The 14418-nt window shown below is 52.5% G+C and carries 12 protein-coding genes; 6 read left to right on the top strand and 6 right to left on the bottom strand.

Going from position 1 to position 14418, the window contains the following annotated elements; translation table 11 throughout:
- Nucleotides 1-268 precede the first annotated feature (268 nt).
- Both B2T33_RS06770 and B2T33_RS06765 read left to right on the top strand, forming a co-directional pair.
- Entirely contained in the window at nt 269-1654 is a 1386-nt protein-coding gene (locus B2T33_RS06770; RefSeq protein ID WP_064782115.1) for a class II 3-deoxy-7-phosphoheptulonate synthase, read from the top strand.
- 83 nt (nt 1655-1737) lie between these two features.
- The gene (locus B2T33_RS06765) at nt 1738-3201 is read left to right on the top strand and encodes a hypothetical protein (protein WP_197146834.1); all 1464 of its coding nucleotides are present in this window, start codon (nt 1738-1740) and stop codon (nt 3199-3201) included.
- Here B2T33_RS06765 and B2T33_RS06760 read toward each other — a convergent pair.
- Genes B2T33_RS06760 through B2T33_RS06750 form a run of 3 tightly spaced genes read right to left on the bottom strand, consistent with a single transcriptional unit; the run spans nt 3191 to nt 6464 of the window.
- Nucleotides 3191-3565, bottom strand: coding sequence for a GtrA family protein (locus B2T33_RS06760; RefSeq protein WP_064782113.1), 375 nt, complete (start codon nt 3563-3565; stop codon nt 3191-3193). The genes B2T33_RS06765 and B2T33_RS06760 overlap by 11 nt on opposite strands.
- Before the next feature lie 53 nt (nt 3566-3618).
- On the bottom strand, nt 3619-5478 hold the full coding sequence (gene asnB / locus B2T33_RS06755; protein WP_197146835.1) for an asparagine synthase (glutamine-hydrolyzing): 1860 nt from the start codon (nt 5476-5478) through the stop codon (nt 3619-3621).
- 2 nt (nt 5479-5480) lie between these two features.
- Nucleotides 5481-6464, bottom strand: a complete 984-nt coding sequence (locus tag B2T33_RS06750; protein WP_157097785.1) for a glycosyltransferase family 2 protein — start codon at nt 6462-6464, stop codon at nt 5481-5483.
- Nucleotides 6465-6735: 271 nt separating this feature from the next.
- On the opposite strand from B2T33_RS06750, the gene B2T33_RS06745 reads away from it, so the two are divergent.
- Entirely contained in the window at nt 6736-7221 is a 486-nt protein-coding gene (locus tag B2T33_RS06745) for a hypothetical protein (RefSeq protein ID WP_197146836.1), read from the top strand.
- A 94-nt stretch (nt 7222-7315) separates the two neighbouring features.
- Here the strand turns inward: B2T33_RS06745 and B2T33_RS06740 are convergent, their stop codons facing one another.
- The 3 genes from B2T33_RS06740 to B2T33_RS06730 are packed head-to-tail and all read right to left on the bottom strand — an operon-like array spanning nt 7316 to nt 9619.
- Entirely contained in the window at nt 7316-7891 is a 576-nt protein-coding gene (locus B2T33_RS06740; protein ID WP_286791555.1) for a hypothetical protein, read from the bottom strand.
- A 3-nt stretch (nt 7892-7894) separates the two neighbouring features.
- Nucleotides 7895-9256 carry a M48 family metallopeptidase gene (locus B2T33_RS06735; protein ID WP_286791554.1) on the bottom strand — a complete coding sequence of 454 codons (1362 nt, stop codon included), beginning with the start codon at nt 9254-9256 and terminating at the stop codon, nt 7895-7897.
- A gap of 18 nt (nt 9257-9274) precedes the next feature.
- On the bottom strand, nt 9275-9619 hold the full coding sequence (locus B2T33_RS06730) for a YbjQ family protein (protein ID WP_008891588.1): 345 nt from the start codon (nt 9617-9619) through the stop codon (nt 9275-9277).
- A gap of 259 nt (nt 9620-9878) precedes the next feature.
- Here B2T33_RS06730 and B2T33_RS06725 point away from each other — a divergent pair, with 259 nt between their 5' ends.
- The 3 genes from B2T33_RS06725 (at nt 9879) to cysS (ending at nt 14366) form a co-directional block, all read left to right on the top strand.
- Complete coding sequence (locus B2T33_RS06725) at nt 9879-11555, top strand: NAD+ synthase (protein WP_286791609.1); 1677 nt, start codon at nt 9879-9881, stop codon at nt 11553-11555.
- A gap of 14 nt (nt 11556-11569) precedes the next feature.
- Entirely contained in the window at nt 11570-12922 is a 1353-nt protein-coding gene (gltX, locus tag B2T33_RS06720; protein ID WP_286791553.1) for a glutamate--tRNA ligase, read from the top strand.
- Between the two features lie 67 nt (nt 12923-12989).
- On the top strand, nt 12990-14366 hold the full coding sequence (cysS, locus tag B2T33_RS06715; RefSeq protein ID WP_286791552.1) for a cysteine--tRNA ligase: 1377 nt from the start codon (nt 12990-12992) through the stop codon (nt 14364-14366).
- The last annotated feature ends 52 nt before the right edge of the window (nt 14367-14418 follow it).

Here is a 14418-nt window from a genome sequence, read left to right as displayed (position 1 = left end):
GTTTGGTGTGATGAATTGGCATTCACCGGTGCATCTTGCATGAATTCACGGTTATGGGTGGAATTTTGCGTGGTTTTTGGGTCGGTTGGCAAAAAATTGCGGGATTTTATTGTCCAAACGTCGAGAAGGGGTGGAAATGCGTTTGCAAAACCCGTATCAAGTTTGGCCCGGTTGCATGACCGGATGCCAAGGCGGAAAACCGCTGGACAACTGGATTTGTGTTATAATGGCGGCATGATGATGAACATGCCGGATTGAGAGGAAGCAAATGAGCAAGAGCTGGAGCATTGAAAGCTGGCGTAACCTGCCGATCAAGCAGGTGCCGACTTATCCTGATGCACAGGCCGTAAAGGCCGTAGAGCAAGAGCTCGGCAGCTATCCTCCTTTGGTGTTTGCTGGCGAGGCGCGTGCGCTTAAGGAAAAGCTTGGTGACGTTGCAGAAGGCAATGCCTTCCTGCTGCAGGGCGGCGACTGTGCCGAGAGCTTCAAGGAATTTCACCCGAACAATATTCGCGACACCTTTAAGGTGATGCTGCAGATGGCGGTGGTTCTGACCTATGGCGCGGCATGCCCGGTGGTCAAGGTTGGCCGTATGGCCGGCCAGTTTGCCAAGCCGCGCTCATCAGACACCGAAACCATCAATGGCGTCGAACTGCCAAGCTATCGCGGTGATGTGGTCAACGGGATCGAGTTCACCGAAGAAGCCCGTATTCCGGACCCGCAGCGCCAGATTCGCGCCTATAACCAGTCGGCAGCGACCCTTAACCTGCTGCGTGCCTTTGCGCAGGGCGGTTTCGCCGATCTGACCAAGATCCATCGCTGGAACCTGTCTTTTGTCGATGGCAGCCCGGCCGGTGAGCGTTACAGCAAGATGACCACCCAGATCGATGAGGCGGTTGCCTTCATGGAAGCATGCGGCATCACGGCTGAAAGCGCGCCGCAGCTGCGTGAAACCGATTTCTATACCTCGCACGAGGCGCTTTTGCTGGGTTATGAGCAGGCCTTGACCCGCCAGGATAGTCTTACCGGCGAATGGTATGATTGTTCGGCACACATGCTGTGGATTGGCGACCGCACCCGTCAGGCCGATCATGCTCATGTTGAATTCCTGCGTGGGGTGAAAAACCCGATTGGTATGAAATGCGGACCGACGATGGATGAGGATGATCTGATCCGTCTGATCGATATCCTTAACCCGCAGAACGAAGCCGGTCGTCTGACCCTGATCGCACGTATGGGGGCGGACAATGTGTTTGATAACCTGCCGCGTCTGGTCAAACGTGTTAAGGCCGAAGGCCGCAAGGTCGTGTGGTCCTGCGATCCGATGCATGGCAACACGATCAAGGCATCAAGCGGATATAAAACCCGTCCGTTTGACGCGATCCTGTCGGAAGTCAAAAACTTCTTTGACGTGCACAAGGCCGAAGGCACCCATGCCGGTGGCGTTCATTTCGAAATGACCGGTACGGATGTGACCGAATGCATCGGGGGTGCCCGCGAAGTGACCGAAGATGCGCTTTCGGATCGTTACCACACTCATTGCGACCCGCGCCTCAATGGCGGACAGGCCCTTGAGCTTGCCTTCCTGATGGCGGAAATGATCAAAAAAGAACGTGACAGTGTACGCGCAGAACAGATGGCTGCTTCTGCTTGATTTGATTGGTCGGGTTGATATTGTCACGGGCGTCCGATTGCCGGGCGCCCGTTTTCTATTGTATTTTTCAGGTGATTACTGCTGTGAAACGCTCAGCCTTTCCAGATTTTCGAGCGTCAACCTTTGACGACAGAAAACTGTACCTTTCCGTCATTTTTATGATCCTACTGTTCAAGATCGCTGTATTGCTCATTTGGGGGCCAGGAGTTGCACCGGATACCGGTGGATATACACGCTTTGCCGAGTTGATATTGGAAAGTTCGGATTGGTTGACCGACGCCGGTCTCGAGGACAGTGCAATGCCGACAACTGTCTTCAGAATAGCCGGATATCCTATGTTCATTGCGCTAACGCAATTGATCTCCTCAGAGAACTGGCAGTGGATTGTTGTTCTTTCACAGTTCTTGCTGTCCGCGGTATCGCTTTACAGCCTTTCGCGCCTTATCTCCGCGTTGGGTATGAAGCCTTTTTGGGGTGCGTTCTGTTTGCTGGCAACGGGGCTGTCATTCTCGTTGCTGTTGGACTCCATGATCTTGACCGACAGTTTTGCCACGAGCCTATTTGTGATTGTGCTTAGCGAAAACGCGGTAGCGACCTTGCGCGGACGCCCCTTTGGGTTTGTTCAAGCGCTGCTCTTTGGCATGCTGATCACCCTTGGCTTTCTTGTTCGAGAAGGAGTGGCGATACTGTCAATCCTGTTTGTCATACCGTTTTTAGTTCGAGCTTTTGTCGCGGAAAAGCAGCGGTGGAAATCATGCGCTGCAATCGCTGTTTTCTTTATTCCACTAATCGTGGCTACGCAATTGTATAAGACGTGGAATGAGGACCGGACTGGATATAGTTTTATCACATCAGGATCGCAAACCATCTACATGGTTGGGCTTGTCGACGCAGCAGAAAAAGATCAGAGAATATTCTCCGGCAATGAACCGGTAGACATAACCGCACGTGAAAAACTAAGCAATTACTCCTTCTCGGAGGTTCTCGCCGTTCAGTGGAGTTTGTTCGAGCAAGGGTGCGTTGCTCCAGAGTTGGCAAATATTTCGAAGCAGAAGTATTTCGAAAGCTGGGTTAACTATCCGGGTTCAATGCTGCGCATGACAATCGGGCACATACGTGAGAACTACGCGACGCTCACTTTCCGCCCGTTCGGCGCGATTAGGGAAACAGGTTTCTGGATTCACGGAGAAAAACCTTGGCCCGATTATCGGGAACTTCGCGAAAGTATGTTTGATGATGCGGCGGCATTCGCACTGTTCTCTGGCGAAATGGTCGAGCGCGTAATTGCTATCATCATTACTGTTGCTTTCGTGATTCTACCGATTGTCTGGCTTGTACGTCTTTATCTCGGCAAGAATGTGTGCAAGAGAGAAGTACTTGTCTGCGCGGCTTTGTGGGCAGTTTATTTTGGTGTGTTATTTGCACACGCTTTGGTCCACTTGGAAACGCGTTATCTTGCACCGGTGGTACCATTCTCAACACTGATTGGTTGTTTTTATCTTCAGCGTATTTTCGATCGGAAGAAGGTACTGGACGCTAGCTCCTGACGTCGTCGACAGGGTTATGTAACCATTTTTTTCCTGCGAGGAATTGTAAAGGGGCAGCGATTGCGACAACAACGAGCGGCGCGATGATATGTGGTACTGAAATTTGTAATGTAATCCACATAAGTGATGCGAATAAAAGAGAATAACCAGAATAAATCAGAAGTGATTTTCCTGCGTTTGCGAGCGTGAGCTTAGCGTTGAAAACAAAAGGTGCCATCATTGCGATCTGAATGACAAACGCTACTGCCAATGCACACCAGTAGGCAGTCATAGGTCCGAAAAACTGTAATGCTATCAGATAGGTCGAATAAGTCGCCGCGGTCGTAATTGCACCTAGTCCAATGAATTTAGCTATTGCTCTCATTTGGTCACTTGTCTCTGGTCGTTAGTGGCAAACGCCAACGGGGTATAGATCTGTTAAAACCGCCCAGTCGGACTGTTTTGCAGCGCCAACCAGTTCCATAGGAAAAAGCGGTTGTCGCTCTTGCCGCTGTGATGCTCAGTCCACTGGGATGCAGCGTAGTACATATCCACCCCTGGGACTGGCCGTGGCGATTGTACCTCAGGCGTTTTACGCATCCAGTCTGCCAACGGGATGCCAAAGCCTTTCTTCTTACGATTTATCGTTTGGCTGGGCAGCAGCGGTTCTAGAGCTTTCTTGAGTAGGTACTTTCTTTGACCGTTCCGGATTTTGAAGTGCGATGGCAGCTTGATGCAGAAATCAACAATGTCGTTGTCGAGGAAGATAGCGCGCGTCTCTAGCGACGACATCATGGATGCACGATCGACCTTGGTCAGGATGTCATTTTGCAGATAGAGATTGGTGAAAAATGTTAGTAGTCGGTCAGTTCTGTCCACAGCAGAATTGCTATCCCAGATTTCCATGGCTTCGGAGTAAAGATCTTCAAGAGGAAGGGGCTCTTCGAAGAACTCTTTCATTTGGTCAGGAAATAGTGGCGCCATCCAGACAGGTGCCCAAACAGATTCCTGATACGACAATCCAGCAAGTGTCCGCCGAAGCTTGAAATCGAAACTCATGTTGCGACCGGATTTCGGTAGTGCGTTTGCAAGTCCGGTAAACAACTTGTGCGCGAGATCTGGCACGTATTTCTTGTAGGCCTGTGCCGGCTTCAGAGCCAAAAAAGGGTCATACCCAGCAAAAAGTTCGTCGGCCCCATCGCCCGAAAGTGCAACTGTAACATTTTCCCTTGTGAATTTACTTAGAAGGTAAGTCGGAAGCAAAGAGGCGTCACCAATTGGCTCGTCCAGTTGCCCCAGGACCTCCGGAATGAGTTCTTGTGCGTTGGCAAGGTTTAGCATTCTAAGATGATGAATGGACCCCGCGTGCTCGGCAACCAACTGAGCGTAACCCGACTCATCATAGGATGCTTCCTCGAAGCCAATGGTAAAGGATGATACCTTCCTATCTTTGGCATTCTTGGCTGCTGCACACAAAATTGCGCTTGAGTCGACGCCGCCGCTCAGGAAAACTCCGAGAGGGACGTCACTTACAAGGCGGCGAGAAACTGATTGCAAAATAAGTTCCTGAAGATGTTCTGCAAGTTCGTCATCTTTGGCTGCGGTGAGGTTGTCATCCGGGGTGATCAAAAATTCCCAATACTTGCTGATCTTCGTGTCAAGTGTATCCAGTTCGACAGTCATTTGCTGGCCAGCTGGTAACTTAAAGACATTCTCAAGCAAACTGTTCGGGGCAGGAATGTAGCCGTAAGCAAACAGTTTCTGCAGGCCAAAGTTGGATATATTGCCGTCGATCCCAGAATGTTTTTCAAGCGATTTCAGTTCGCTTGAAAAGGCAAACAGATCACTTTTAGCTGTATAAAATAGTGGCTTTTCACCAAAGCGATCACGGGCGAGGTAAAGTCTGCCTCGTATCTTGTCGATAATAGCAAAGGCAAACATGCCGTTCAGGCGTCGAGCCAGATCGGTGCCCCAGTGGCGATAGCCATGAATGAGAACTTCGGTATCAGAGTGCGATGTCTGAAAGACGGCACCTAATGCTTCAAGTTCTGCTCGTAACTCGGGGAAGTTATAAATTTCGCCGTTAAAGACGATCCCCGTTTCGTTTGACGCATCCCACATCGGTTGGGCACCGCCTTCAATGTCTCTAACAGACAGACGACGATGTCCTAAGTAGATATGTTTTTCTTCGTCGAAGTAAAACCCTTCCCCGTCGGGACCGCGATGTGCCAGTGCATCAGTCATGGCATGGATATCTGAGCGACTACCCCGTCCCATAAAGCCGGCAATGCCGCACATCGCTATTCTTGCTCCATATTGACCGTCTCTTTGACGAGGTAAGGGCTGCGCCCTTGTGATTCAAAGTATGTTCGGACAATCATCTCCGCCAGAAGACCGAGTAGGATACACATTACGCCGACCAGGAAAGTCATCGTAACGACAAGCGGTAGTGGGGTCTGGATCATTGAAGTATTTTCAAAGAACTTCAGCCAAAGCATCCAGATTGTACTCAGAAAAGAAGCGAAGAAAGACACAAGACCAATTCCGCCGAACACATAGATCGGTTTGACCATGTGACGGTCGAGGAATTTCACGACCATAAGGTCCAGAAGCACTTTCGCTATCCGCTCCAAACCGTACTTTGACTGCCCAAATTGACGGGCATGGTGCTGAACCGGAATTTCACAGACCTTTGCGCCCATCCATGTGGCGTAAATGGGAATAAACCGATGCATTTCGCCATAAAGCCGAATGCCTTTAACAACATCTTTCTTATAGGCTTTGAGCGTGCAGCCGTAGTCGTGAAGGTGAACACCAGAAATCTTTGAAATCAGTCTGTTAGCCAAACGGCTGACAAAGTTCCGGCGTATGGCCGCGTCTTGACGGTCTTTGCGCCATCCAGATACGACATCATAGCCTTCTGCCAGTTTGCCGAGCAGTTTGGGGATGTCGGCAGGATCATTCTGCAAGTCGGCATCAATTGGAATGATGACTTCGCCTGACGCATGATCAATGCCAGCCATCGTGGCTGCGGTTTGGCCGTAATTTCGGCGGAAGTTGACGATTTTCAGTTCAATTCGCTCTTTTGCCGCATCTTGCAACAGCGAGAAAGAGTTGTCTGAGCTTCCGTCATTAACGAAGATTACCTCGAATGGTTTTCCCATTTCATCGAGGACAGAGAGCAAGCGTTCGCAGAGCGGCTTTATGCTTTCTTCTTCGTTATATATCGGAACGATGACCGACAGTTCGGTTAGGTTGACAGTTTGAGAAACAGCTTGCGCCACCTGAATGCCCTGTTATCTGATGCTTTAAAGGAGTAGCGCAATGGTTAGCATGATAACATTGGAAACGTCCAGATTTTGCCGCGTCTACCTTGTTACATTTGGCAAAGTTTCAAGTCTCTTTGTTGCTAGTTGACGACTCAAAATATCAATTTGTTGCGCAATCGGCACGAATTCATAAAAAACATCTACCAATGGGCTGTAAATATTCTTAAGTATGGGTAATTGCAGGGTGTTCCTGACAGACGATTAAGGGCGAGGGATCGCAACGGGTATGATGGACGACGCTGCATTCAGCGCATGGCAAAAGAAGGTGGAGGGAACCAACATTTCCTCGACCACGCTTTTGGCGACCGACTATCTGAACCATTTCAACGAGATCGTCATGCTGCTCGAAATGGTGCCCGACATGCCCGACATGATCGAGGATTGCAAGGAATGGGCGCCGAAAAGCTATCAGGAGCATTTCCGCGATAGTGCCTTTTCCGACAAGGAGCTTGCAATTGAGGCCTATGAACACGTCCCGCCAAGATTCCGTCAGCCGTTCGAGGAAACCATCGAGCACCTCAATACAATCGTGGCACACGCGGTTTCGCAGCTTGAAACCATCATCGAGACGGGTGATGAAGACCTTCTGCGTGTGACGGCCAGCGCAGTGACCACCTCGCTTCAGAAATTCATGGATGTCGCCAGTGGCATTATCCATGGTTCGGCCAAAACCATGAGCCAGGACGAGATCGACGCAGCCCTGGCACTTTAATTGTTGCCGACGTTTTCATGTATGCGGACACAAAAAAACCGGGACTGCGAACAGCCCCGGTTTTGTTTTTGTCTGGTCGAGAAGTTAATCGTGATCAATCCGTCATTTTGGCGAGTTCACCATCAAGACGCTGAATTTCGGACTGCAACAGCGGCAAGACATCGGCACGGGCGGTGGCGACAATTTCCTGCATATTTTTAAGCGCATGTTTTGCCATGCCGTTGGCATTTTGCTGCATGAACATGATCGTCATCTGCGCTTCGATATCGGAATAAAATCGACGTACACCGGTGATAATTGCCGGATCGACTTCAAAGGTACGCTGGGAATAGCGCATGGTTTCCCAAACCATATCATCAAGCTTGTGGCGTTCGCGCGGGGCGAGGTTTGCCGCATGCCAGGTCATCGGGCCTTCTGGATAGTCGGCAATCCAGGTTTCGACCTTTTCAATGTTATCGACAAACTCCGCCTCAAGCGATCGTTCGAGGTTATAGACATCAGACGTGCTTTGATAACGGTCGAAATCAACGGCAATTTCAAAACCGGCAAAGCTTGCCAGATACACACCCAGAACGGTTGATGCCAGAATGATGCACTGGGTAAGCCAGAACTCGGTATTGGGCTGGCCACTTACGCTCAGAAAGCGAAACGGGGCGAAAAGTCCGCGCATTGGCTAGTGTCCTGTATTGGTAAGATTGAATTGGTGCCGGTCTTCAAGCGCGCTTGCCGGGATTTCACCCGTGCGTACAAGGAAATTCTCAAACGCGATCTGAAGATCAACCGGTTCTCTGATCGGAAGACCCTGTTCGCGCGCCATATCCTCAAGCCGTTCCACCCGGTCACGTGGATGGGGATGGGTTGAAAGATAATCCAGCAAACTGCGGCCGCCTTGAAGCTGTCCCAGCTTTGCAAAGGTGGTGGAAGCTTCTGCGACATGGCCGTATTTGGCCATCAGGATACGCAGGCTCCAGTCATCGGCATCGAGTTCCTGACTTCGCGAATAGTCCCGATCAGCCAGAAGTTTTGGCCAGCTTGCCGCCCAGGTGGTCAGAACCGCATCGGTCTGAAACATCATGGCCGAAAGTGCGACACCAACGACTTCGCGGCCAATACCTTCAAGGTGATCGCGCCCGTTATAATGACCGATTTCATGGCCAAGGATCGACAGCAGCTCGTTCTCGGTATCGACCAGTTCAAGCATTCCGGTATGAACAAGCATCAGGCCACCGGGCAATGCCGCGGCATTCGGGCTGTCATCGGGGATGATCAGAACGTCAAAGTCATAATCCTTTGCCGGGCCAATGGCCTCCTTGGGGATGGAATTGACCAGATCAAGAAGATAGCGTTCCGGCAGACTGCGTTCATAATCTTCGCGATGTTCTGCGATCAGTCCGGGTTCAAGCTCCGACCAGATGGCAACTTCTTCCTGAACCGAAATGCTGTTGGCCGCCCATTCAACCGCGAGGCCGCTTGCCGTATAAATCCCCCAGCAAATCAAAAGGAACGCGATACTGCCCGACGCAAATTCGGCCAGTAGATTGCGGTGCGAGATATTCACCCCGTCATCGGGAAGGGCAGATGGCCGACCACCCGTCGGGCGATGATCGGTGTAAATGGCGGTACCGGAGACGATCACCTCAATCATGCCGCGTCCAAGTTCGGCAGAATCAAAGCGTAAACCTATAATGTGACTTGCACCCTTGGCGTTGGTGCGAAGCCGCAATATCGCCTCGCGCTTGGCCCTGGTGACGGTGGCTTCGTGTGCGGCCAGTCGACCGCCGACGAAAATGCGCAGGCGGGCCAGAAGATTGCGAAAACGGTCTTCGGCAATGACGACCTTGCCGGTCACCAGTTTGCTGTCATGCAACGTGATGTCATCGGGAACTGCATCCCCGGAATCAAGATATTGATGGGGCAACAATGCTTCGTCGCGTCTGAGCGCGCGTTCATGTGCCCCATCGGCCAAGCGGCCGGTTATATAAGCGATTCCGATCAGGATGGTCAGGGCAATTCCCGGAAGAAACAGATCTTCCATGGTACTGTGCCTGCCCTGTTATTTCAGTCGTACGGCTGTGCCGTATGCGAAAATCTCAGCCGCCTTGTAGGCCACCTGTGACGTTGCGAAATGCACATCCACAACGGCGTCGGCATCCAATTTTTGGGCTTGGGCAATCAGGCGGCTGGTGGCTTCCTGCTGGGCGTCTTCCAAAAGCCGGGTGTAGGAGCGCACTTCACCCCCGAACAGGTTTTTCAGCATCGCAAAAATATCAAAAAGGAAGTTGCGGCTGCGCACGGAACTGCCAAAGACAATGCCAAGGTTTTCAGTGATTTCGCGGCCTGGAATATGGGAAATGGTTACCGCCGCCATTTCGGCGGCTGCATTGGGGCTGTGGGTCATGTTGTTTGCTCGTATTTTACTTTGTGTTTATTCCCGTGTTTTCACGGTCGCGTGCAATAGATCGGGATGAAGCCGATTTTGCAAGTCATTATCAACACGCTAAGTCGTTGATAAGAATAAAATCACGCTGAAGACCAAGGTGCTTGCTGGTTTCAAAGATTTGCATTTCTGCCATGCAAGAATGGTGATCTTGTCTGAAACATGGGATATTGCGCATTCCGCAATTGACAGCGCGCAGGGGCGATCCTATTCCAACATCATGACAAAGAAGCTTGCCATTGCGATTGCCCAACTCAACCCGATTGTCGGTGATGTCACCGGGAACCGGGACAAGGTTGTGGCTGCCTGGGAAACTGCGGCCGATCAGGCTGCGGACGTGGTTCTGTATTCTGAACTGGTCCTGTCGGGCTATCCGCCCGAGGATCTGGTAATGAAGCCGGCCTTCATGCGCCATCTTCATGACGCGGTCGAATTCATCTGCGAACACACAGCCAAACGCAAAGATGGCCCGGCCTTGCTGTTGACCACGCCATGGGAAGTCGACGGCACGCGCCATAACGCGGTGTTGCTGATTGATCAGGGCAAGATCATTGATGTGCGCGCCAAGAATGATTTGCCGAATTATGGCGTGTTTGATGAAAAACGCGTCTTTGCCGCAGGTCCGATGCCGACCCCGATTTCATTCAAGGGCGTCAAGCTGGGTGTGCCGATCTGTGAAGATGTCTGGACGCCGAACGTCGTTGCCCATCTGGCGAACGCGGGGGCAGAAATCTTCCTCGTGCCGAACGGGTCACCGTTTGAAGCCGACAAGGATGATTTGCGCCGTAAGCTGATCGAGGATCGGGTGCGCGAAAGCGGCAAGCCGATGATTTATTGCAACGAAGTCGGCGGTCAGGATGAGCTGGTGTTTGACGGCGGATCTTTCGGCCTGAACGGCGACGGATCGCTTGCGGTTGCCCTGCCGGCCTTTGCCGAGGATGTGGTGCTGACCACCTGGCAACAGGATGAAAACGGTCAATGGCGTTGCACGGATGACGCGCCGAAGGTTGGCTATCCCACCGGGCTTGATGCGATCTATCAGGCGCTGGTTCTGGGCCTGCGCGATTACGTAAATAAAAACGGTTTCCCGGGTGTTGTGATCGGCATGTCGGGCGGGATCGACAGTGCGCTTTCGGCCGCGGTTGCCGTGGATGCGCTGGGCTCTGATCGCGTGCGTCTGGTGATGATGCCATCGCCCTATACCTCGGCCGAGAGCCTTGAGGATGCGGAGCTTTGCGCAGGCATGCTCAAGACCGGGATTGAAAGCATCAATATTGGCCCGGCCATGGCCGCGTTCGAACAGATGCTGGCCCCCGCCTTTGAAGGCCGCGATGCCGACATTACCGAAGAAAACATTCAGGCCCGTTCGCGCGGGATTATCCTGATGGGGCTTTCAAACAAGTTTGGCCACATGGTGCTGACCACCGGCAATAAGTCGGAAATGTCGGTTGGCTATGCCACGCTTTATGGCGATATGTGTGGTGGCTATTCGGTTCTGAAAGACCTTTATAAAACGACCGTGTTTAATCTGTGCCACTGGCGCAATGAACACAAACCGGTTGGGGCAATCGGCCCGGATGGCATGGTGATCCCGGAACGGATTATCACCAAGCCGCCATCGGCCGAGCTTCGCCCGGATCAGAAAGACGAAGATAGTCTGCCGCCTTATGATGTTTTGGATGATATCCTGCATCAGATGATTGAAGGTGAGCGGTCTGTTCGCGATATCGTGGATAGCGGTCACGATGAGGCAACAGTACGCCGGGTCTGGCGGTTGCTGGATCGGGCGGAATATAAACGCCGTCAGGCACCCCCGGGGGTCAAGATCACCCCGCGTGCCTTTGGCCGTGACCGTCGCTATCCGATTACCAATGGTTTCACGAACCTTGTTACGTGATTGAAAAGTTTGAAATGACAAAACCTGTTCTGCGATTTGCCCCCAGCCCGACCGGGCTTCTTCACGTCGGTAACGCCCGTGTGGCGCTGATGAACTGGCTTTATGCCCGTAAATCAGGTGGGAAATTCATCCTGCGCTTTGACGATACCGACCCGGTGCGCTCCAAAGACGAATATGTCGATGCGATCCGTGAAGACCTTGCCTGGCTTGGCATCGACTGGGATCAGGAAGAACGTCAAAGCCTGCGTCAGGACAAATATGACGCGGCGATTGATGACCTGAAAAAGCGTGAATTGCTTTATCCGTGCTACGAGACGGAAGGTGAGCTCAACTGGAAACGCAAGGCAGCCCGCCAGCGTCACCAGCCGTTCATCTATGACCGCAAGGCATTGACGCTGTCTGATGAAGAAATTGCCGCCCTTGAGGCCGAAGGCCGCAAGCCGCATTGGCGTTTCCTTCTGACCGACGGCATGGTCGAATGGGATGACCTGACACGCGGGATCTGCTCGTTTGATACCGAACATGTGTCCGACCCGGTTCTGATCCGTGAAGATGGATCGCTTCTTTATATGCTGGGCTCGGTGGTGGATGACCTTGAAATGGGTGTTACCCACATCATTCGCGGCGAAGACCATGTGACCAACACCGTGTCGCAGATCTTGCTGTATCTGGCGCTTGGTGGGAAGCCGGGCGCGCTTGAATTTGCCCATATGCCGCTTCTGGCGGGGCCGGGTGGCTCGCAGCTTTCCAAACGTCTGGGCAGCCTTTCACTGCGCGAACTGCGTAATGACGGGTTTGAGGTCGAGGCGCTTGTTGGTCTTCTGACCGGCCTTGGCGCATCGGACAAGATTGAGCCGGCGAACCTTTCGCAGGTGCTTGAGAAATTCGATCTGGATCATTATGGCCGCTCCACGCCGAAATTTGATCCGGCCGAACTGGCAAGCCTCAATGAAAAAGTCATTCACGAAATGTCGTTTGAGGCGGCCAAGCCAAAGCTTGAGGCCGCTGGCATGGCAGATGCCGACGAGATGTTCTGGAATGCGGTGCGCGGCAATTGCTGGCGCGTGGCCGAGGCACTGGAATGGTGGGATGTGATCCACAAAAACGTCATTCCGGAAATCGATGCCGAGGATGCCGAGTTCCTGAAAAAGGCCGCCGAAATGCTGCCGGAAGGTGAACTTGATGGCACCAGCTGGAAAACCTGGACCACGGCGCTTAAGGATGAAACCGGACGCAAGGGCAAGCAGCTTTTCATGCCGCTGCGCAAAGCACTGACCGCGCGCGAACATGGTCCGGAAATGTCGACGATGCTGGTTTTGATCGGGTCTGAAAAGGCGCGTGACCGGTTGTGTGGGAAGGCGGTCTAAGCATCTGCTTTGATCGCCGGAAAATGTATGCATTTGACCCGATAACACAGCCAAACGGACGTTTGAAATGACCAAAACCCTTCGCATCTTTGATACGCTCACCCGCGAAAAGCAGGTGTTCGCGCCGATTGATCCCGATCACGTGCGCCTCTATGTCTGCGGCCCGACGGTCTATGACTATGCCCATGTCGGTAATGCCCGCCCGGTGGTGGTGTTTGATACGCTGGTGCGCGTGTTGCGCCATATCTATCCTAAGGTAACCTACGTTCGGAATGTCACAGACGTTGATGACAAGATCAACGCACGTGCCAAGGAAAGCGGCGAGCCGATTTCCGAAATCACCAAACGCACCCATCAGGCCTATCTGGATGACATGGGCGCGCTGAATGCTGCCAAGCCCGATATCGAACCGCGCGCGACCGAACATATCGCGGAAATGATCGCCATGTGCGAAAGCCTGATAGAGCAGGGCTTTGCCTATGCCGCCGAGGGCCATGTGCTGTTCTCAGTCGAGGCGTTTGATGACTATGGCAAGCTGTCGCGTCGAGATCGCAAGGAAATGATTGCGGGCGCACGCGTGGAAGTCGCCCCCTATAAAAAAGACCCGGCTGATTTCGTTCTGTGGAAACCGTCGAGTGACGATATTCCGGGATGGGATAGCCCGTGGGGCCGTGGTCGTCCGGGCTGGCATATTGAATGCTCTGCCATGTCGACGCGTTATCTCGGTGAAAACTTTGACATCCATGGCGGTGGTTCGGATCTGGTGTTCCCGCACCATGAAAACGAACTGGCGCAAAGCTGCTGCGCCAATAAGGGTTCAAGCTACGCCAAATACTGGATGCATAACGGCCATCTGATGGTCGAAGGCGAAAAGATGTCCAAATCATTGGGCAATTTCGTCACCGTGCATGAGCTGCTTGAAAAATGGCCGGGTGAGGCGATCCGTCTGGCGATGATGGGAACGCATTACCATCAGCCGATCAACTGGACCGAAGAAAACCTGCGTCAGGCCAAAGAGGCGCTTGATCGTTTCTATACCGCACTTCGTCAAAGTTCGGACGTGACGCCGGAAACCATGCCGGTCCCGCGTGCGGTGCTTGACGCGCTGTGTGATGACCTCAATACGCCGCTTGCGATTTCGGAATTCCATAACCTTGTGACCAAGTTCAACAAGGCGGAAAAGAAGTTCGAACGGGCTGAGGCCAAGGGTGAAATCCTTGCCGCAGCAAAGCTTCTGGGTATTCTTGAAGCGGATCCCGAAGCCTGGTTTACCGGATCAGCCGATGAAGACGAGGCGGCCGAGATCGACGGGCTGATTGCCCAGCGTGCGGATGCCAAGAAGAACAAGGATTTCGCAACGGCGGACAAAATCCGTGATGACCTTTTGGCACGCGGCATCATCCTTGAAGACTTCAAGGATGGGACCAGCTGGAAGCGCGTTTAACGTCCAGCCGCCACGAAAATGATAAAAGGCCGCAGGTATCGCTGCGGCCTTT

The organism is Thalassospira sp. UBA4513 (genome assembly GCF_002388495.1).
Taxonomy (GTDB): Bacteria; Pseudomonadota; Alphaproteobacteria; order Rhodospirillales; family Thalassospiraceae; genus Thalassospira; species Thalassospira tepidiphila.
The sequence above is the reverse complement of the archived record's forward strand: the minus strand, read 5'-3'. Positions and strand labels throughout refer to the sequence as shown.

Coding starts and splice junctions, on each gene's coding strand:
- cysS (WP_286791552.1), top strand. CDS start 12,990: ATGACCAAAACCCTTCGCATCTTTGATACGCTCACCCGCGAAAAGCAG.
- B2T33_RS06730 (WP_008891588.1), bottom strand. CDS start 9,619: ATGACCCACAGCCCCAATGCAGCCGCCGAAATGGCGGCGGTAACCATT.
- B2T33_RS06740 (WP_286791555.1), bottom strand. CDS start 7,891: ATGCGCGGACTTTTCGCCCCGTTTCGCTTTCTGAGCGTAAGTGGCCAG.
- B2T33_RS06770 (WP_064782115.1), top strand. CDS start 269: ATGAGCAAGAGCTGGAGCATTGAAAGCTGGCGTAACCTGCCGATCAAG.
- asnB (WP_197146835.1), bottom strand. CDS start 5,478: ATGTGCGGCATTGCCGGCTTTATGGGACGGGGTAGTCGCTCAGATATC.
- B2T33_RS06725 (WP_286791609.1), top strand. CDS start 9,879: ATGACAAAGAAGCTTGCCATTGCGATTGCCCAACTCAACCCGATTGTC.
- B2T33_RS06735 (WP_286791554.1), bottom strand. CDS start 9,256: ATGGAAGATCTGTTTCTTCCGGGAATTGCCCTGACCATCCTGATCGGA.
- B2T33_RS06745 (WP_197146836.1), top strand. CDS start 6,736: ATGATGGACGACGCTGCATTCAGCGCATGGCAAAAGAAGGTGGAGGGA.
- B2T33_RS06760 (WP_064782113.1), bottom strand. CDS start 3,565: ATGAGAGCAATAGCTAAATTCATTGGACTAGGTGCAATTACGACCGCG.
- gltX (WP_286791553.1), top strand. CDS start 11,570: ATGACAAAACCTGTTCTGCGATTTGCCCCCAGCCCGACCGGGCTTCTT.